General features: G+C 30.3%; 22 protein-coding genes and 1 tRNA gene. 13 read left to right on the top strand and 10 right to left on the bottom strand.

All coding sequences use genetic code 11. The features are described 5' to 3' along the window. Positions 1-2 precede the first annotated feature (2 nt). Both HZY31_RS07140 and trpD read right to left on the bottom strand, forming a co-directional pair. Positions 3-251 carry a hypothetical protein gene (locus tag HZY31_RS07140; protein WP_297318717.1) on the bottom strand — a complete coding sequence of 83 codons (249 nt, stop codon included), beginning with the start codon at positions 249-251 and terminating at the stop codon, positions 3-5. A gap of 2 nt (positions 252-253) precedes the next feature. Further along, a complete protein-coding gene (gene trpD, locus HZY31_RS07145) occupies positions 254-1267 on the bottom strand; it encodes an anthranilate phosphoribosyltransferase (RefSeq protein ID WP_297318718.1) in 1014 nt (337 codons plus the stop codon). Between the two features lie 202 nt (positions 1268-1469). Here trpD and eno point away from each other — a divergent pair, with 202 nt between their 5' ends. After that, positions 1470-2762 (top strand): phosphopyruvate hydratase, encoded by a 1293-nt coding sequence (eno, locus tag HZY31_RS07150; protein WP_297318719.1) that lies wholly within the window; start codon positions 1470-1472, stop codon positions 2760-2762. A gap of 92 nt (positions 2763-2854) precedes the next feature. Beyond that, the gene (locus tag HZY31_RS07155) at positions 2855-4105 is read left to right on the top strand and encodes a TldD/PmbA family protein (RefSeq protein ID WP_297318720.1); all 1251 of its coding nucleotides are present in this window, start codon (positions 2855-2857) and stop codon (positions 4103-4105) included. A gap of 3 nt (positions 4106-4108) precedes the next feature. On the opposite strand, the gene glyS is transcribed toward HZY31_RS07155, so the two are convergent. After that, the gene (gene glyS, locus HZY31_RS07160) at positions 4109-5842 is read right to left on the bottom strand and encodes a glycine--tRNA ligase (protein ID WP_297318721.1); all 1734 of its coding nucleotides are present in this window, start codon (positions 5840-5842) and stop codon (positions 4109-4111) included. Positions 5843-5846: 4 nt separating this feature from the next. Beyond that, positions 5847-6728 carry a triphosphoribosyl-dephospho-CoA synthase gene (locus HZY31_RS07165; RefSeq protein WP_297318722.1) on the bottom strand — a complete coding sequence of 294 codons (882 nt, stop codon included), beginning with the start codon at positions 6726-6728 and terminating at the stop codon, positions 5847-5849. A 66-nt stretch (positions 6729-6794) separates the two neighbouring features. Here HZY31_RS07165 and HZY31_RS07170 point away from each other — a divergent pair, with 66 nt between their 5' ends. Both HZY31_RS07170 and HZY31_RS07175 read left to right on the top strand, forming a co-directional pair. Then, positions 6795-7250: a hypothetical protein gene (locus HZY31_RS07170; RefSeq protein WP_297318723.1), complete on the top strand. Its 456-nt coding sequence runs from the start codon at positions 6795-6797 to the stop codon at positions 7248-7250. A 52-nt stretch (positions 7251-7302) separates the two neighbouring features. After that, positions 7303-7869 (top strand): hypothetical protein, encoded by a 567-nt coding sequence (locus HZY31_RS07175; protein WP_297318724.1) that lies wholly within the window; start codon positions 7303-7305, stop codon positions 7867-7869. Here HZY31_RS07175 and HZY31_RS07180 read toward each other — a convergent pair. Together HZY31_RS07180 and HZY31_RS07185 are read right to left on the bottom strand one after the other, a co-directional pair. Next, the gene (locus HZY31_RS07180) at positions 7852-8409 is read right to left on the bottom strand and encodes an XTP/dITP diphosphatase (protein WP_297318725.1); all 558 of its coding nucleotides are present in this window, start codon (positions 8407-8409) and stop codon (positions 7852-7854) included. The two genes, HZY31_RS07175 and HZY31_RS07180, sit on opposite strands and share 18 nt — an antisense overlap. Before the next feature lie 181 nt (positions 8410-8590). Continuing rightward, positions 8591-8678: transfer RNA gene (locus HZY31_RS07185), tRNA-Leu, on the bottom strand. Between the two features lie 121 nt (positions 8679-8799). On the opposite strand from HZY31_RS07185, the gene HZY31_RS07190 reads away from it, so the two are divergent. From HZY31_RS07190 to HZY31_RS07230, 9 genes are all read left to right on the top strand, one after another. Then, complete coding sequence (locus HZY31_RS07190; RefSeq protein ID WP_297318726.1) at positions 8800-9333, top strand: DUF531 domain-containing protein; 534 nt, start codon at positions 8800-8802, stop codon at positions 9331-9333. A 64-nt stretch (positions 9334-9397) separates the two neighbouring features. Continuing rightward, on the top strand, positions 9398-9712 hold the full coding sequence (ahaH, locus tag HZY31_RS07195; RefSeq protein ID WP_297318727.1) for an ATP synthase archaeal subunit H: 315 nt from the start codon (positions 9398-9400) through the stop codon (positions 9710-9712). 34 nt (positions 9713-9746) lie between these two features. Beyond that, positions 9747-11768 carry a V-type ATP synthase subunit I gene (locus HZY31_RS07200; protein ID WP_463671225.1) on the top strand — a complete coding sequence of 674 codons (2022 nt, stop codon included), beginning with the start codon at positions 9747-9749 and terminating at the stop codon, positions 11766-11768. 56 nt (positions 11769-11824) lie between these two features. Continuing rightward, on the top strand, positions 11825-12481 hold the full coding sequence (locus HZY31_RS07205) for a V-type ATP synthase subunit K (protein ID WP_297318729.1): 657 nt from the start codon (positions 11825-11827) through the stop codon (positions 12479-12481). An 81-nt stretch (positions 12482-12562) separates the two neighbouring features. Further along, positions 12563-13174 (top strand): V-type proton ATPase subunit E, encoded by a 612-nt coding sequence (locus HZY31_RS07210; protein ID WP_297318730.1) that lies wholly within the window; start codon positions 12563-12565, stop codon positions 13172-13174. A gap of 13 nt (positions 13175-13187) precedes the next feature. Next, the gene (locus HZY31_RS07215; RefSeq protein ID WP_297318731.1) at positions 13188-14390 is read left to right on the top strand and encodes a V-type ATP synthase subunit C; all 1203 of its coding nucleotides are present in this window, start codon (positions 13188-13190) and stop codon (positions 14388-14390) included. A 10-nt stretch (positions 14391-14400) separates the two neighbouring features. After that, positions 14401-14697, top strand: coding sequence for a V-type ATP synthase subunit F (locus HZY31_RS07220; RefSeq protein WP_297318732.1), 297 nt, complete (start codon positions 14401-14403; stop codon positions 14695-14697). A 27-nt stretch (positions 14698-14724) separates the two neighbouring features. Further along, entirely contained in the window at positions 14725-16488 is a 1764-nt protein-coding gene (locus HZY31_RS07225) for an ATP synthase subunit A (protein WP_297318733.1), read from the top strand. A 44-nt stretch (positions 16489-16532) separates the two neighbouring features. Further along, a complete protein-coding gene (locus HZY31_RS07230; protein WP_214400726.1) occupies positions 16533-17939 on the top strand; it encodes an ATP synthase subunit B in 1407 nt (468 codons plus the stop codon). A gap of 19 nt (positions 17940-17958) precedes the next feature. Here the strand turns inward: HZY31_RS07230 and hypA are convergent, their stop codons facing one another. The 4 genes from hypA to HZY31_RS07250 all read right to left on the bottom strand — a co-directional run bounded on the left by hypA (position 17959) and on the right by HZY31_RS07250 (position 20215). Further along, complete coding sequence (hypA, locus tag HZY31_RS07235) at positions 17959-18339, bottom strand: hydrogenase maturation nickel metallochaperone HypA (protein WP_297318734.1); 381 nt, start codon at positions 18337-18339, stop codon at positions 17959-17961. A 16-nt stretch (positions 18340-18355) separates the two neighbouring features. Continuing rightward, the gene (locus HZY31_RS07240; RefSeq protein ID WP_297318735.1) at positions 18356-18808 is read right to left on the bottom strand and encodes an RNA-binding domain-containing protein; all 453 of its coding nucleotides are present in this window, start codon (positions 18806-18808) and stop codon (positions 18356-18358) included. Between the two features lie 75 nt (positions 18809-18883). Next, positions 18884-19150, bottom strand: coding sequence for a DNA-binding protein Alba (albA, locus tag HZY31_RS07245; protein ID WP_297318736.1), 267 nt, complete (start codon positions 19148-19150; stop codon positions 18884-18886). 150 nt (positions 19151-19300) lie between these two features. Beyond that, positions 19301-20215: an SDR family oxidoreductase gene (locus HZY31_RS07250; RefSeq protein ID WP_297318737.1), complete on the bottom strand. Its 915-nt coding sequence runs from the start codon at positions 20213-20215 to the stop codon at positions 19301-19303. Positions 20216-20226: the final 11 nt, after the last annotated feature.

The following is a 20226-nucleotide window of genomic DNA, read 5'->3' on the forward strand; positions in this document are numbered from 1 at the left end:
AGTTATAAAGATTTTACATTGATTTCTCTTAAACATTTCATAATTCTATTTATATTTTCTTCTAAAAAATTAATTTTTTCCAAATCTTCTTTAATATCCTCTTTTTTAATTTCTCCACAAGATATTTTATTTTTAAGTTCATCAGTAGTTTTTACACCATATTTTTTCAGTATTTCATTTAATTCATTTTCAAGTTCATTTAACTCTTCTAAAAATACTTTTTTCATAGATTTTATTATTATTTTTTCCATCTTTAACCCTCTCTATAAAATTCTATTAAATCTTCTAATTTTTTCAAAGCCTTTCCTGAGTCAATTGATTTTTCTGCCAACTTTATACCTTCCTCAACATCATTAGCAACCTCAGATATATATAAAGCAAATGCAGAATTTAATACAACAATATCTCTTTTAGCCCCAGTTTCTTCCCCTTCTAATATATTTCTAATTATTTTAGCATTTTCTTTAGCATCTCCTCCTTTAATATCCTCTAATTTAGATCTTTTTATACCAAAATCTTCTGGTTCTATATAATAACTTCTTATCTTTCCATTCTTTAATTCAGATATTTTTGTTCTCCCTACTGTTGTAATTTCATCCATTCCACTACCATGAACAACTAATGCCCCTCTTAATCCCAAATTTTTTAAAACATAAGATAATTTTTCAGTTAAATTTTCATCATAAACTCCCATTAATTGATAATTTGCATTTGCTGGATTGGTTAAAGGCCCCAAAATATTAAAGACAGTTCTAATTCCTAACTCTCTTCTAACTGGTGTAGCATACTTCATTGCTGGATGAAAGTTAGGGGCAAATAAAAACCCTATTCCTATTTTTTCTATTGATTCCTTAACTTTCTCTAATGGAACATTTAAATTAACTCCTAACGCCTCCAAAACATCTGCACTACCACTTTTACTACTTACAGATTTATTTCCATGTTTAGCCACTGGAACATATGGAGAAACTACAAATGCAGTAGTTGTGCTTATATTAAATGTGTTTAAATTATCTCCACCAGTTCCACAAGTATCTAACAACTTAGGAACTTTTGGATTTATCTTTAATGAAAATTCTCTCATAACTTTTGCAAAAGATGTTATTTCCTCTATTGTTTCCCCCTTCATTCTTAAAGCTGTTAATAAGGCAGCTATTTGAGTTGGCTTTGCAATTCCTTCCATAATTTCTTTCATAACTTCTTCTGCTTCATTTTTATCTAAATCTTTAAATTCTACAACTTTTTTTAATGCCTCAGTAATAACCATAAATATCACCACCTCAAATAATAGTAAAAAATAAAATTAATTGATGGATGTATATATTTAGAGATAACTATTAGATTTAAAGATTTTGAATATCTCTCCATTTGAAACTTTTTTACTAACCATTATAAACATTTATATAAAATTAAGTAGTTAAATACTTATGCAATTTATTGTCTAAGAGAACATTAAAAATGGTGATATTTTGTTATACAATGTAGATGAAAGATTTGAAATTAAAGATATCGTTGCGAGAGAGGTTATTGATTCAAGAGGAAATCCAACAGTTGAAGTAGAAGTTATAACAAAAGGTAAAGGTTATGGTTCAGCAATAGTTCCTAGTGGAGCATCAACTGGATCTCACGAGGCATTAGAGTTGAGAGATAAAGAAAAAAGATTTGGAGGAAAAGGAGTATTAATGGCTGTTGAAAATGTTAATTCTATAATAAAACCTGAAATAGTAGGTTATGATGCAAGAATGCAGAGAGAAATAGATAATATAATGATTGAATTAGATGGAACTCCAAATAAATCAAAGTTAGGGGCTAATGCTATATTGGCTGTTTCTTTGGCAGTTGCTAAGGCGGCGGCATCAACAGCAAAGATTCCACTGTATAAATACTTAGGAGGCTTTAACTCTTTTGTTATGCCAGTTCCAATGATGAACGTCATAAATGGAGGAAAACACGCTGGAAATGATTTGGACTTACAAGAGTTTATGATTATGCCTGTTGGAGCCATATCAATATCTGAATCTGTAAGAATGGGCTCAGAAGTTTATCATGTATTAAAGAAGGTTATTGAAGAGAAGTATGGTAAAAATGCTATAAATGTTGGAGATGAAGGAGGTTTTGCTCCTCCATTAAAAACATCAAGAGAGGCTTTAGATTTACTAACTGAAAGTGTTAAAAAAGCTGGTTATGAATGTGGGGAAGATATTGTCTTTGCCTTAGATGCCGCGGCATCAGAGTTTTATAAAGATGATGGTTACTACCATGTTGAAGGTAAAAAGTTAAGTAGAGAAGAATTATTAGATTATTATAAAGCATTAGTTGAAGAATATCCTATTGTTTCAATTGAAGATCCATTCCACGAAGAAGATTTCGAAGGATTTGCAATGATAACTAAAGAATTGGATATTCAAATTGTTGGAGATGACATATTTGTAACAAATGTTGAAAGGTTAAGAAAAGGTATAGAAATGAAGGCTGGAAACGCCTTACTATTGAAAGTTAATCAAATTGGAACTTTAAGTGAGGCAATTGATGCGGCAAATTTAGCATTTAGAAATGGTTATGGAGTTATTGTCTCACATAGAAGTGGAGAGACAGAAGATACGACAATAGCAGATTTAGCAGTGGCATTAAACTCTGGGCAGATAAAAACAGGAGCACCAGCAAGAGGGGAGAGAACAGCAAAATACAACCAGTTAATTAGAATAGAGCAAGAGTTAGGAATAACGAAATACGCTGGAAAGAAATTTAGATGTCCATTCTAATTTATTTTTGCTTTATTTTTAATTTTTAAAATTATAATTTTTAGGATTAATTCGTTATTTTTTGATTATTTTTATTTTGTGAAGGTGAAATTATGGACTTAGAAAAGTTAATAAAAATTGGTGAAAAAAATGGCTTTGAGACAGAAGTTTTTTTTGAAAAATCTTACTATACAGGAATAGATTTAGATGGAAAGAGTGTAGATAGTTTTCAAACAGAGGTTGATTATGGTATCGGAGTTAGAGTTCTAAAAGATGGCAAAGTTGGTTTTGCCTATTCTAATAGATTTAATGAAAGTATTGTTTATAGAGCAATGAAAAACTTAGTAGAAGATAGATATACTAAATTTGCAGAGCCACAAAAGTATAAAGAGCCAAAAGGAATTTATTATAAAGAAATCCTAAATTTAGAGGAGGAAAAACTATTGGAATGTCTTATAACTATGAGGGATATTATTTTAGACAATAATGCCACTGTTTTGAGCGGAGGAGTTTCGAAATCAGTAGGTTATGTAAGAATAATAAACTCTAATGGCGTAGATGTTGAATATGAAGATACTTATTTTTCAGCATCAATATCAATAATGTATGAAGGAGAAACTTCCTATGAAGGAAAAACTCGACATAATATTTTCAATGTCGAAGAAATTAGTTACAAGGCATTAGATTTGGCTAAAAAATCAGCAAATGGAAAAAGTATTTCATACAAAGGAAATATTATTTTATCTCCAAGAGCCTTGCGTGAGTTATTGGCATATACATTGGTGCCAGCGTTTAGTGCTGAGAATGTTCAGAGAGATAGGAGTATTTTAAAAAACAAAATTGGAGAACAGATTTTTAATGATTGTATAACGATAGTTGATGATGGAACTTTGGATTATGGTTTATACTCTTCAAAGTGCGATGATGAAGGAACCAAAACACAAAGAACTGTATTAGTGGAAAACGGAATTTTAAAAAATTATCTATATGATATAAAAAGGGCTAATAAAGAAGGAAAGACATCAACAGGAAACGCTTCAAGAGGTTATAGTTCTCTCCCATACATATCTCCAACGAACTTTATTATTGAGAAAACTAATAACAGTTTAGATGATTTTGATGAATATATTTATATAAATGGAATTATTGGTTCTCACACATCAAATCCAATTACAGGAGATTTTGCCGTTGAGATTCAAAACTCATACTATTACAAAAATGGAGAAATTATTCCACTAAAAAAAGGAATGTTTGGAGGAAATATATTTGAGATGTTTAAAGATGCTATTCCTTTAAATGATGTAGAACAGAGAGGTAAGTTAATTTCTCCTTCAATAGTTTTCAAAGGAGAAATAGTTAGTTAAATTTTATTTTTTTAATCTTTCCTTTAAATAATCTACCAATTCATCTATTCTAATTCTAATCTGCTCTCTGGTATTCCTCTCTCTAACTGTAACAGTTCTATCTTTTAATGTTTGTCCATCTACTGTTATACAAAATGGAACTCCAATTTCATCAGCCCTCATATATCTTCTACCAATAGCTCCACTGTCATCATATTCAGCTATAATTCCATTATCTCTAAGTTTCTCTTTTATCTCCATGGCTATCTTTGGCATATCTTCCTTATTAACCAATGGTAAAACATATACCTTTATAGGAGCTATTGATGGTTTTAAATCTAAATAAACTCTATCATCTTCCTCTCTATATGAATGTTCTAATAAACAGTAGGTAATTCTATCGATTCCAAATGATGGCTCAATGACATGAGGAATTACTTTTTCTCCTTTAATAACTTTTTTAACCTTTTTTATTTCAACATAATCTTTTAAAATTTCAAATTCTTTCTCATTAATTTTTATAATTACTTTGCCATCTTTTTTAATATTTTTAACAAATTCTTCTTTCTCTTTTTCACTTAAATTGTTTATATACTCTTCAATTACTTTTGTATCTTTTTTAAATATCCTTCCAACAACTTTATAATTTAGATTTATTTCGTAAGTTTCTATCTCTTTTTCCTCATCAAACTCAACAAATATTGATAATTCTACACCACTATGGTAAGAATGACTTCTTAAATCGTAATCTGTTCTATCGGCAATTCCTACACACTCAATCCATCCAAACCTCTCTGTGTATATCTCAGCATCCCAACAGTCCATTGCATAGTGAGCCATCTCATTTGGTAAATGCTGTCTAAATCTAATTTTATCTTTATCAATTCCAATATTTTCTAAAAATCTCTTTGTTAAAGCTATAAAGTATGCAATTGTTTGATGCCTTATTATTCCCTTCTCAACTGCCTCTCCTATAGAAATTTTAATTATTTTCTCGTCCTCTGATAAGTTTTCATCCATCTGCCTTTCAGCTGGCAGTAATGGAACTATTTCATCTTTAACTAAATCAAATTTTTCATGCTCTTTTCTTTCTGGATGAACAAAGTATTCAATCTCTGCCTGAGTAAATTCTCTCAACCTTATAACTCCTTGCCTTGGAGAAATTTCATTTCTATAACTTTTACCTATTTGAACTACACCAAAAGGTAATTTATTTCTAAAAAATTGTGCTAATCTTTTGAATTGAATAAATATTCCCTGTGCTGTTTCAGGTCTCATATAACCAGTTCTCTTTCCTCCTGGCCCTATAGATGTAACAAACATTAAGTTGAATTTCTTAACATCTCCTAACTCTCCTCCGCACTTTGGGCATTTTATATTATACTTTTTAATTAATTCTTCCAATTCTTTCAATGTCTTTCCTTCTGTATCTACATCTACAAACTCTTCAATTAAATGATCTGCCCTAAAACTTTCTAAGCAATTTTTACATTCTACAATTGGGTCTGTGAAGTTATCAACGTGCCCAGATGCTTTTAAAACCTCATAAGGAGTTACTGTTGGGCTTTCTATTTCATAAAATCCTTCTTTTACAATAAATATTTCTCTAAATTTTGATATAATGTTATTTTTTAGTAAGCATCCTAATGGTCCATAATCTACAAATCCAGCAATTCCTCCATAGATTTCAAATGAACTCCATAAGTATCCTCTTCTTTTAGCCAAATCCATAATCTTTTCATAAATATCTTTTTCCATTTTTTCACCAAAGTATTGTTTTTCCAGAGTCTATTCTATCTAGTATAAATATCATTAATGACGAGGCAATTAAATCAGCAGTAGTTCCGGGATTTAATTTATTATCCTCCTTTGACAAATAATTATCAAATTCTTTAACCTTTTCTTCATTAAAGTTTTTTAATACATCTTTAGCCATTTTAGAAACTTTTAATGCTGTTTCAAAACCTTTCTTTCGTGCAATTAATGTATCAGGATATTCTGCCAATATGTTTAAAAATGTTTTCGTTACTGCTAAGTTGATATTATTTAACTCCTTATAATACTTTTTTAATAACTCATAACCTTCAAATGAGATTTTAAAGTTATCTACCCATTCTTTACTTATGTTATCCCATTCTGCGGATATTTTATAAACATCTAAAAGAGTTAATCCTTTCTCTATAAGTTCTCTTTTTGCATCTTTTGAAGATACATCAGGTCCTTTTTTTGGCTTATCAACATAAGCCATTGCTATATTTATAGCATCATAGACATTTATTGCATCTTCAACAGTTGTATTTTCAGCTATTTTCTTTAAATTCTTTTTTAGTTCATTTTTATTAAAATTGTCTAACTTTCCAGAAGCCATTGCTATAGGGATGTGTAGCATTATAATTCCTAAATTAGCATTTGTTGGAGACCACTTCCTACTCTCAATTACCGCCTTTTTTATATATAAGCCAACATTTTTGTCATCTTGTGATGCCTCATAGACAACATTTCCAAAGGCAATTCCAGAATTTATAAAGTGATGATACTTTATATCTCTATAATCCCTATTTCTATGGACATTTCCAGGTTTAAAAGAACTAACTTCTAAACAGCAGGCAATTTGTGAGGCTTTCATAATATCAAAAGGATTCATTTTTTCACCAAAATTTATTTGTATGTAGGAATATATAAGTTATATATAATTCAATTGGGTGAAAGTATGAATGTAGTTGGGCTAATACTATATCTTTATGTTGGATTTTTATCATTCTTTCTTGGAATGATTCCTATATATTATGTTATAAAATACTCAAAGTTGGAAAGGGACAAAATAAAAAACAATGCAATAATCCAATATAGGGAAAATCTTAAAAATCTTATGCCAAAGAGTTTTAGAAATTTAGTAATATCCTTCTTATTCATCATAGTCGTAATAACAGTTGTTAATATTTTTGTTTTTAAACTCTATACTTTTGCCTTATTTATGGATATAATATTGTTTATTTTAATGTGTTTTGTTGGATTTTATAGATTTCCAGTTTATATCTCCAAAGATGGATTTTATTTTGAAAAATTATATACTTGGAGATGTTTTGAAGGTTATGAAAAAGTTGGAGATAAAATAAAACTAATTGGAAAAAAAATATATCTCATCAGATGTTTATCTAAAAGATGATAAAAAACTTGAAGAAGTTCTTAAAAGATATTTCCATTAAAGAGGGAATTTTATGGATATTGAACTACTATTATTTTTATTTTTCTTTCCTTGTTTTCTCATTGTAATTTTTATTTTCAGCCCAGAAGGAATTTTAGATTTATATCTATATATTAAATATAAAAAAGCAAAAAAAGATTGGCATTATATAACATCAACTAAGTTGGGAATGTATAAAGGTAGATGGATTTTTATGTTAATAATGGTTTTTATTCTTTTATCTATCTCATTTTATCTTTTAATAAATATAAATCATCCAGATACAAAAATGGTAATTCTTTCAGTTGTATTTATATCAATTTTAACGATTTTTGATAAATTTAATCCGATGTCAGGAAATGTTGAGATTTATAAAGAAGGAGTTATTGTATATTTTGAAATATTTAATTTCTTAAAACCATTTTTAAATTACTATCTACCATTACCTTGGAAATTTTTTAAAGGTTATAAGGTAAAATCTAAAAATAAAAGAAAATATATTATTTTAGTTCCAAAATCAAAATTATTTTTTAACATCTATCTAATAGACAACGATAATGTTGAAGAAATCATTAAAAATTATTTAAATCCTATTCAATAAGAATTTTTTAAACTCTTCAAAAGCCCTTTTTCTATGTGATATTTTACTTTTCTCCTCTGGAGTCATCTCAGCAAATGTCCTATTTTCTCCCTCTGGGATAAAAATACTGTCATAGGCAAATCCATATCCTTTACTTCTAATAGTTTCTGAAACTTTTCCTTTAACTACTCCTTTAAACAATTTTACACCATTTTCATCGCAATAACCAATAACAGTTTTAAAATAAGCATCTCTATTATCCTTATCTTCTAACAATTTTAAAATTCCTTCATTACCAATAGTTTCCTGAACAAACTTAGAATATGTTCCCGGAAATCCTTTTAAAACTTCAACGAAAAAACCACTATCCTCAACAATAACAGGCTTTTTTAATATATTATAAATCCACTCTGTCCCAAATTCAGCAACTTCTTCTAAAGTTCCTTGAATTTCAGGATATTTTATTTTTATTTGCTCAATTTCTATATTTTTTAAATCTTTTAAAATAATATTAGCCTCTTTAATTTTGTGAGGATTTCCAGTAGCAAAATAGATTTTCATAATTATCACCAAAATTTTTAAAGGATGTCCCCCCAGTTTAACACCCTCTATCATCCTAAAGCATCGCTATGTCAAGAGAGCTAACCCACTGGGGGGTTGTAAAAAAGTTAAGTATATAGAGTATAAATAATTTTAAATTAATTAATTCGAATTGACTAATTTATTTTTCTAAAATAGAAAATGGTGCAGGGGAGGGGATTTGAACCCCCGAACCCCTACGGGACCGGATCTTAAGTCCGGCGCCTTTGGCCAGGCTTGGCGACCCCTGCACCATAAGCGAATTATAGAATTGATGTTCTCATATATATACTTTTCGGTTTTTGGTAAAGATAAATATATATTAATGAGTTCCTTTATTTTGTAAAAAATATTTATGTTGTGAGGTAAAGTATGAAAAATTTAAAAAGGTTAACTATAATTTTATATAATTCTTATGATAAAACAAGATGGCACGAAGCTCATAAAAGATCTATTGCAAGGGCGGCGCCAATATGCTATGCCTTTGATTGTAACTTGGCAATAATGGACTTTCCTTGCACTAAGGACAATATATTAAATATAAAAACTACAATTGGAAATTCTGGAGAATACTTAGAAAAATTAATTGAGAAAAATAGATTTTTTATCGTTGATAAATTTCTTCCTCAGTTTGGGATTCCCATTGCTACAACATCTAAACCTGATGGTAATAAAGTAATATCTCCCTTAGAAACAGCATATTTATTAAAGAAGAAACCAGTTGGATTATATATAGGACTTGGAAGACATGGATTACCAAAGGATATAATGGATTCTTGTAAATATCATCTAGACATTACTGAAAAAAGGATATCTTTAGAAACTTGTACGGCAATTGGTTGTATTCCAGCAGTGATCTATTCTCATACAAAGTATTTTAGTAAAGTAAAAAGTAGTTATAAATAAAAATAAAAAATTTTATATACACAAACTATTTTTAAATTACTATTACCAACTATTAGGTGGAAGTATGAGTGTTAACATTATGAATGCTATAAAGGAAGTAAAATTGGCTGAGGAAGAGGCTATTAATAAAATTGAAGAAGCAAAAAATAGAGCTGAACAAATAAAAAATGAAGCAATTGAAGAAGCAAAAAATCTTATTGCAAAAACTGAAGAAGAGGCTAAAAAAACTGTTGAAGAGATGATTAAAAAGGCTGAAGAGGAAGCTAAAAAAATAGCCCAAGAAATTTTAGAAAAAGCAGAAAAAGAAAGGAAAGAAATTATGTCTATTGCTAAGGTAAGAATATTATCTTTAAAGTTGTCTGAAATCCTTGAAATTTAAATTAAACAAGGTGATTTTAGTGAAACCCGTAAGAATGAAGAAATTAAAAGCGGTGATATTGGATGAAAAAGTTGATAATGTTGTAAGACAGTTGCATGAATATGGAATAGTTGAACTTTGTGATTTATCTGAAAAATTAGAAGATGTTGAGTGGAAATCTTTATTATCACCATCATCTCATGCAGACTATGTTAGAAATGTTACTACACTGATGATTAAGGCAGGAAAAATATTAGATTTGTTTTCTAATGTTAATCCAAAAGAGGTTAGTATAAAAGATATTCTAAATCCAAAACCAATTGAAAAAAAGAAAGTTCAATTTAATACTCATGAAGAAGTTATTGAATACTGTGAAAAAGTATTAAATGAAATTAGTAAAGAAGTAGATGAGCCTTCAGAAAAATTGAATGAATTAGAGAATAGAAAGTCAAGATTATTACAGTTGAAAGATCAAATATCTTACTTAAAAGGTTTAGAATTTGATTTAAAAGATCTTGGTCCTGGAGTTTATATTTATATTGGATGTGGAAGTGTCCCAAAAGAGAAAGTTAATGAATTAAAATCTGAATTAGATAAAGTTACTGAGGAGTATATTGAAGTATTTACAGGAGAAGAATTTGAAAAAGACAATAAGATAAGGGTTCCAATAGTATTTGTTACATTAAAAGAAAAACTTGAAAGCGTATTATCCACATTAAGAAAGTTTGAGTTTGAGAGATACGACATAAGTGATATTGAAGGTACTCCAAAAGAGGCATTACAGAAAATAGAAAGTGAATTGAAGAATATAGAATCTAAAATAAAAAGTTTAATTGAAAAACTTAAATCTTTATCTAAGAAATGGGAAAATAAGTTATTGGTAGTTTATGAACTTCTATCAATAGAAAAAGAAAGAGGAGATGCCTATTCACAATTTGGTAAGACTAATAGAACTTACTACATAGAGGCATGGGTTCCTGCAAAAGATGCTGAAAAAGCTAAGAAAATAATAGAAGAATCCTCAGAAGGTTATGCATTTGTTGAAATATCTGAACCAGATGAGCCAGAAGAAAAGATTCCTGTATTGTTGGATAATCCAAAACCAATTAAACCATTTGAGATGCTTACAGAAATGTATGCTTTACCAAAATATAACGAAGTAGATCCTACATTATTAATAGTTCCTGGTTTCTTACTGTTCTATGGTATTATGCTTACTGATGCGGCATATGGATTATTTTTGACAATAGTTGGATTATGGACTTGGAAAAAAATAGGTAAGGTTAGTGAAGGTGCTAAAAAACTTGGCTATATATTAACATTGGCTGGAATTTCAACAATTATAATGGGTATTATAACAGGAGGTTATTTAGGAGATTTTATGTATGAATTTTTAAATATTGACATATACAAAATGGGATTGGCATTAGTCAATCCACTTGGAGCAAGCACTTTTATTAAAAATGGTCCAATAGCAATATTAGAATTCTCAATTGCTGTTGGTTTATTACATTTATTAATTGGATTAATTGTAGGATTTAAAGAGAATATTAAAAAAGGAAATACAGGGGATGCAATAATAAATCAAGGAATTTGGATTCTATTAATTCTAGCAATAATATTAGGAGTAATTATCTATTTAGTAACATCAAATATGATAGTAACTATTGGTATAATTGGAGTAGCCGCATTAATTGCAATAATTGTTTGTGCAATTAAAGGATTTCAAGAAAATGGAATCATGGGAGCACTATTGGGAGCTATGGATATTACTGGTTTCTTAGGAAATGTTCTATCTTATGCAAGATTGTTGGCTCTCTGTTTGGCTACTGGAGGTTTAGCAATGGCTGTAAATATTATGGCTAAGATTGTTGGTGGTTCAATACCAATAATAGGAATTATAATTGCCATTATAATACTAATAGGAGGTCATGCATTTAACTTCGTAATGAATGGTTTAGGAGCATTTATACACTCTCTAAGGTTGCACTATGTAGAGTTCTTTAGTCAGTTTTATGAAGGAGGAGGTAAAAAATTCAGTCCATTTAAGGCAAATAGAGAATATACTACAACATAAAATATAAAAACAAAAAATACAAATTACAAAATTTAATAAAGATGAGGTGATGTATTATGGTAGATGCTTTACTATTAGGAGCTATTGGTGCTGGTTTGGCAGTTGGACTTGCAGGATTAGGTTCAGGAATTGGTGCTGGAATTACTGGAGCAAGTGGTGCTGGAGTTGTTGCAGAAGATCCAAATAAGTTTGGTACTGCTATAGTCTTCCAAGCATTGCCACAGACACAGGGTTTGTATGGATTCTTAGTAGCAATTCTTATTCTGTTTGTTTTTAAAACAGCATCTCCTTGGGCAATGTTTGCAGCTGGATTGGCAACAGGTTTAGCTGGTTTATCAGCAATTGGTCAGGGTATTGCATCAGCGGCTGGTTTGGGAGCAGTTGCTGAGGACAACAGTATATTTGGTAAGGCGATGGTTTTCTCTGTCCTTCCAGAGACACAGGCAATTTATGGTTTATTAATCGCTATTCTATTGTTAGTTGGAGTATTTAAAGGAGCTGGAGCTGTATCAGTTGCTGCCTTAGGTGCAGGGTTTGCAGTTGGGTTTGCAGGTCTCTCTGGTATTGGGCAGGGTATTACTGCTGCAGGGGCTATTGGAGCAACAGCAAGAGATCCAGATGCTATGGGTAAAGGGCTTGTTTTAGCAGTTATGCCAGAAACTTTCGCAATCTTTGGGTTGTTAATAGCAATCTTAATCATGCTAATGGTATAAACCTTTACCCTCTTTTAAACCTTTTTAAACAATATATAAAATTAACTTTACTTAAAAATTTGATTTTGGTAGGTGAAATTAATGGGAGTGGATAAGATAAAATCGAAGATATTAGAAGATGCAAAAGTCGAAGCTGAAAAAATCATTGCTCAGGCTGAAGAAGAAAAAAATAAAATTTTAGAAGAAGCTAAAAAAGAGGCTGAAAAAAGAAGAGTTGAAATATTAAAAAAAGGGGAGAAAGAGGCTGAAATGGTTAAAAACAGAATAATAGCAGAGGCTAAATTAGAGGCTAAGAAAAAGTTATTAGAGGCTAAAGAAGAGATCATTAATATGGCTATTAACAAATTAAAAGAAGAACTCCACAAATTACCAGAACAACCAGATTATAAAGATAAACTCATCAAATTAATAAAAGATGGGGCAATATCATTAGGTGGCGGAGAATTAGTTGTAAGATTAAACAGAAGAGATATGGAACTTATTGACGATGCTACATTGTGGGACTTAGAAAAAGAAATTGAAAATGTAACGAAAAAAGTGACTGTATTAAAAAAAGGAAAGCCTGTAAATATTATAGGTGGATGCATAATAGAAACATCTGATGGATTAAAATCATTAGATAACAGCTTAGAGGCAATATTTGAAAGGAACTTAAATATAATTAGAGCGAAAGTTACAGAGAAGTTATTCTAAAAGGTGATGCCTAATGGCGTTTGATAATATTGGGATATTATTAAACTTAAAAACACTTTATTCAACTTTAATGACGTATTTTGATAATCCTTTAACTATACTTATTGTTATTGCAACTATAGTTATTGTTGTTACTGTAATTGTTTGGATAGTAAAGATGGTTATTGATCTGGCACCTTATGCCTATGTAAATGCGAGAATAAGAAGTAAAGAGGCAAAATTATTGGACAATACGAAATTAAATGAATTAATAGAGTCAGGAAGTTTAGAAGAAATGATCGGCATATTAGAAGATACTGACTATGGGCAATATATTAGTGAAGTTTTAAATGAGTTAAAGGATCCTATTGCAGTTGAAAAAGCCTTAGATATGTATTTGGCTGATTTATATAATTTAATATTCAATATCTCACCAGAAAGTGCTAAAAATATTTTAAAAGTATTTTCTAAAAAGTTTGACATTAAAAATATAAAAACATTAATTAGAGCCAAATATTATGGATTAAATGCTGAGGAAACTTACTCCTTATTAATTCCATTAGGAAATATTCCTATTGAAAAACTAAAAGAATTATCTGAGGCAAAAACAGTTGAAGAAGTTGTTAGAGGTTTAGATGGAACAGAGTATTTTAAAGTGTTGCAGGAAGAATTGTCAAACTATGAGCAAACTTCTAGTATAACAGGGCTTGAGTTGGCATTAGATAGATACTACTTAAATGAATTAAGAAAAGTTATGATGATAGAAGGTAAGGAAGAAGATTTATTTAGAGAATTTATAGGAACCTTAATTGATGTTGAAAACTTAAAGGTTATATTAAAAGGAAAAGCAGATGGACTATCTGCAGATGAATTAAGTAAATATGTTTCTTTAAGCGGTTATGAACTTCCAGAATGGAAATTAAAAGACTTAATGAGTGCTGAAGGGATAGAAGGAATATTAAGTGGCTTAGAAGGAACAAGTTATGCAAATGTATTATCAGAGTATATGGAAGAATTTGAAAAGACGAAGTCAGTATTTACTTTTGAAAAGGCATTAGATAGATTCATATTAGAGAAAGGTAAAAAACTATCTGTGAGAAAACCCTTTGGTGTAGGTCCAATTATTGGATTGATTGTTAGCAAAGAGCTCGAAGTTAAAAACCTTAAAGCAATAATTAAAGGTAAAATAGAAAACTTAAAACCTGATGAAATTAGACGTTTGCTCATATCCTTATAGGTGAGATATTATGAAAATAGGTGTTATTGGTGATAGAGAAACAGCCACAGGATTTAGATTGGCTGGATTAACTGATGTTTATGAAGTTAAAAATAAGGAAGAGGCGATTAAAGCTCTAAAAGATCTTGAAAATAATGATAATATTGCATTCATTATTATAACAGAGAGAATTGCTGAAAATTTAAAAGATGAAATAAAAAATATAAACAAGTATATTGTTGAAATTCCTGATAAATATGGAAAAATTGAGAGAGTTGATCCTATTAAAGAATTGATTAGAAAAGCTATTGGAGTTACTATAAAATAAAGTTATAACTGTAAAGAGGTCGATAATATGTCAGTTGTTGGGAAGATTATTAAAATAGCAGGACCTGTCGTAGTTGCAGAAGGAATGAAAGGAGCACAAATGTATGAAGTCGTTAAAGTAGGAGAAGAAAAATTAACCGGAGAAATTATTCAATTGCAAGATGATAAGGCAGTTATTCAGGTTTATGAAGAAACCACAGGAATTAAACCAGGAGAACCTGTTGTTGGTACTGGATCTCCTTTGTCTGTTGAATTAGGGCCAGGAATGTTAAGAGCAATGTACGATGGTATTCAGAGACCATTAACAGCAATTGAAGAAAAAACTGGATCTATCTTTATTCCAAGAGGTGTTGATGTTCCAGCATTACCAAGAGACATAAAATGGGAATTTAAGCCAGTTGTAAATGAAGGAGATTATGTAGAAGAAGGAGATATTATTGGAACTGTTGATGAAACTCCATCAATAGTTCATAAAGTATTAGTATCTGTTGGAGTTAAAGGAAAAATAGTTGAAATAAAGGAAGGAAAATTTACTGTTGAGGAAACAGTTGCAGTAGTTGAATTAGAAAATGGAGAAAGGAAAGAACTAACTATGATGCAAAAGTGGCCTGTAAGAAAAGGGAGACCATATAAAGAAAAGTTACCTCCAAAAATCCCAATGATTACGGGGCAGAGAGTTGAAGATACATTCTTTACATTAGCAAAAGGAGGAACAGCAGCAATTCCTGGACCATTTGGTTCAGGAAAGACAGTTACTCAGCATCAGTTGGCTAAGTGGTCTGATGCTGATGTTGTCGTTTATATTGGATGTGGAGAAAGAGGAAACGAGATGACAGAGGTTATTGAAGAATTCCCACACTTGGAAGATATTAGAACTGGAAATAAGTTAATGGATAGAACTGTATTGATAGCAAATACTTCAAACATGCCTGTAGCAGCAAGAGAAGCATCAATTTATACAGGAGTTACAATTGCAGAGTACTTTAGAGATATGGGATATGGAGTTTTATTAACAGCAGATTCTACATCAAGATGGGCAGAGGCTATGAGGGAAATCTCTGGGAGATTAGAAGAGATGCCAGGGGAAGAAGGATATCCAGCATACTTAGCGTCAAGATTGGCACAGTTTTATGAAAGAGCAGGAAGCGTCGTATGTTTAGGACAAGATAATAGAAAAGGATTCGTTTCAATTGTTGGAGCTGTCTCACCACCAGGAGGAGATTTCTCAGAACCTGTTACCTCAAACACTCTAAGAATTGTTAAGGTATTTTGGGCATTGGATGCTAACTTAGCAAGAAGAAGACACTTCCCAGCAATAAACTGGTTGCAGAGTTATTCATTATATATTGACGATGTTACAGATTGGTGGCATAAAAATACAGGACCAGATTGGAGACAGCTAAGAGATGAAGCTATGAGTTTATTACAGAAAGAGGCTGAACTTCAAGAGATCGTTCAGTTAGTTGGACCAGATGCATTGCCAGATAGAGAAAGGGTTATCTTAGAAGTAGCAAGAATGTTAAGAGAAGATTTCTTACAGCAAGATGCATTTGATGAAGTAGATACTTACTGTCCTCCAATGAAGCAATACTTAATGTTAAAGATAATTATGACCTTCTACCAAGAAGCATTGAAGGCTGTTGAAAGAGGAGTAGATCCATCTAAAATATTAAAAGTTTCAGTTAAACAAGATATTGCAAGAATGAAATATATTCCACACGAAGAATTTATAAATGTTAAATCAAAAGAAATCTTAGAGAAAATTAAAAATGAATTGGGATCCTTACAATAATTTAAACCTATTTAATTTTTTTATAAAAACTTTTTATTGAGGTGATGACTTTGGCAACATCTGCTATAGAGTATTCATCAGTTAAAAGTATTGCAGGACCTTTGTTAATTGTAGAGGGAGTAGAAGGAGCAGCATATGGGGAGATAGTTGAAGTTATATGTCCTGATGGAGAAAAGAGAATGGGACAAGTTTTAGAGGCAAGAGAAGGTTTAGCAGTAGTTCAGGTTTTTGAGGGAACTACTGGGTTGAGTACAAATCAAACAAAAGTAAGATTTACAGGAAAAACTGCTAAGATTGGAGTATCAATGGAAATGTTAGGAAGAATATTTAACGGAAGAGGAAAACCTATTGATGGAGGACCTGAAATAGTTCCAGAAAAAGAATTAGATATTAATGGGTATCCACTAAATCCAGTTTCAAGAAAAGTTCCAAGTGATTTCATCCAGACAGGAATTTCAACAATCGATGGAATGAACACTCTCGTTAGAGGGCAGAAATTACCGATATTCTCAGGTTCTGGATTACCACATAATCAGTTGGCAGCTCAGATTGCAAGACAGGCAAAAGTTAGAGGAGAAGGAGAAAAGTTTGCTGTCGTCTTTGCAGCTATGGGTATTACCTCAGAAGAGGCTAACTATTTCATGGAAGAATTTAGAAAAACTGGTGCATTAGAGAGAGCTGTTGTCTTTATAAACTTAGCTAACGACCCATCAATTGAAAGAATATTAACTCCAAGACTTGCTTTAACTGTCGCTGAATATTTAGCTTATGAAAAAGATATGCACGTTCTCGTTATCTTAACTGATATGACAAACTACTGTGAGGCTTTAAGAGAAATCTCCGCCGCAAGAAACGAGGTTCCAGGAAGAAGAGGATATCCAGGTTACATGTATACTGACTTAGCTACAATCTATGAAAGAGCAGGAAGAGTTAAAGGTAGAAATGGAACAATAACTCAAATTCCAATCTTAACAATGCCTCATGATGATATAACACACCCAATTCCTGACTTAACAGGATATATTACAGAGGGACAAATTGTATTGTCAAGAGAATTACATAGAAAAGGTATCTATCCGCCAGTAGATGTCCTTCCATCATTGTCAAGATTAGCTGGAAATGGACAAGGACCAGGTAAAACAAGAGAAGACCATAAAAAAGTAGTTAACCAAGCATATGCGGCATATGCAGAAGGTAGAAGTTTAAGAGACTTAGTTGCAGTCGTTGGGGAAGAGGCATTAACAGACAGAGATAGAGCATACTTAAAATTCGCTGACGAATTTGAAAAGAGATTTGTTAAACAGGGAATAGATGAAGATAGAAGTATTGAGGAAACTCTTGACTTGTTGTGGGAGTTGTTAGCAATATTACCAGAAGAAGAGTTGAAGAGAGTAGATAGAGAATTAATTGAAAAATACCATCCAAAGTATAGGAAAAAACAAAATCAATAATTCTTAAATCTATTTAATTTTATATTTCATCTTCAAACTCTACTGTTACATTTTTTATATTAAATTCTTTACCTCCAGATAGTTTTAATCTCATACTGTTACACTTTGGGCAGTATATTTCAAATTCATCTACTATTTTTACATCCCCTTCATAACCACAATCTAAGCATTTACATTTTGGTTTTATAAATTCAACATTAATTTTAGCCCCTTTACAGACAGTTCCCTCTGCAATAACATCAAAAGCAAATTTTAACTGTTCAACATTTATAAAAGTTAATTCTCCTATTTCTAAGTTTATTTCACTAACTTTTTTTATCTTTCTACCTTTTTCTTCTTCTTTTTTTATACTATTTAAAATAGCATCAAGCATTGCCGTAGCATAAGATAATTCGTGCATATTTATCCCAAATTTTTTATTCAACTAAAAAACATTCTTTAATAATTTCTTTAACTTTTTCTTCTTTATTTTTTGGAGAGAATATTTTAAAGTTAAAAACTACCCTAATGATATCATCTCCATCCATAACTTTACATTTTCCTAAATAAGCCTTTTGCTTATCAAATCTAACATAAAATTTGTTATCCTCTATTCTAAGATGTAAATCTTTTTTTAATTTATTTATATTTCTCTCATCTGACTTTATTAAATCTATAATATGATTAAATATTTTTTTAGCCTCTTTACCTTCTACACTTACATTTATAATTTTTATTGGATTCCTAAAATAACCCTCTGTCTCTATCACATCTAAGTTTATTTTTTCCTCATCAACATCCTCTGGAATAAAAAATTCTATAGCCTCTAAAACTTTATCTTCATCTTCGGTAGCATGAACTATAGCACTAATTTTTATAGAATTAAGCATATATTAACACCCATAACAGTTGTTTTAAAGATTAAAATACTTTAAAAATAAAAGTTTAAAATAAAAATTATTTGGTTATGGTTTTGCTAAAACAATCTCTATTGTTGAAACATTAACCTCTCTACCGTCTGGATTTTTTACCTTGTCAGTTCCTATTTCTATTTTTTTAATTTTAATATCTTTGATAAATCTGTTTTTTATCATCTCTGCAACATCTACTGCCTTATTAATTGCTTTCCCTCTCGCCTTTATTACTACTTCGTCATTATTTGTCAATTGTGTTAAAACTGCTAAAACATAGTTCATCACTGGCTTCTTCCCTATTAATACTACATTGTCCATACTCTCAACCTTTTGTATGTTTTTATTATAATAATGTAGAAATAAACAATTACCTATTTATATTTTTCATCGAAACTTTTAGTAAAAGTTTCATCACCATAGGGCTCCGCCTTATTGGTATACCCTTGGGGAGTATAGTAATAGAGGGTTTTACCTTTTAAGGTTTTTCATCCAATTAACAACTCTCTTTATCCCCTCTCTTAAATCAGTTTCTGGTTTCCAGCCCAATGATTTAGCTTTTTCTATATTTAAGTAAATTCTATAAATTTCTCCCTCTCTTGGTTTGTCATAAATTGGATTTCCTTTAAAACCTATTTCATTTTTTATAATATTATAAAGTTCATTTATAGAAGTTTCTTTACCAGTTCCTATATTAACTATCTCATTTTTCCAATTAAATGCCATTAGGTTGGCTTTAACGACATCTTTGACATATACAAAATCTCTTGTTTGAGTCCCATCTCCAAAAATAATAGGACTTTGATTCTTTAACATTCTATCTATAAAGATACTAATAACTCCCGCCTCCCCTTTTGGATCTTGCCTTTCCCCATATACATTTGAATATCTTAAAATACAATATTTCAATCCATACAATCTATTGTATAATTTTATATACTCTTCTCCACAGTATTTACTTAAACCATAAGGAGATAATGGATTTATTGGATGATTTTCATCTACTGGGAGATAGTTTGGTTCTCCATAAACTGCTCCTCCAGAAGAAGCAAAGATTATTTTATTAATGTCATATTTTCTCATAAACTCTAATAAATTTAATGTTCCTATGATATTAATATCAGCATCATATATTGGATTTTCTATAGATATTCTTACATTTATTTGAGCAGATTGATGAATAACTAATTCTAAATCTTTAAAATTGATTTTTTCATCTAAATCTTTATTTCTTATATCTGCATTAACAAACTCTGCCTTAGGATTTATATTATCTTTATTTCCAGTAGTTAAATTATCTAAAATTATAACATCATAGTTTTTTTTAATAAGTTCATCCACTATATGACTACCAATAAAACCTGCCCCACCAGTAACTAATATCATTATTTCCACCA

The organism is Methanocaldococcus sp. (genome assembly GCF_024490875.1).
Taxonomy (GTDB): domain Archaea; phylum AGJL01; class Methanococci; order Methanococcales; family Methanocaldococcaceae; genus Methanocaldococcus.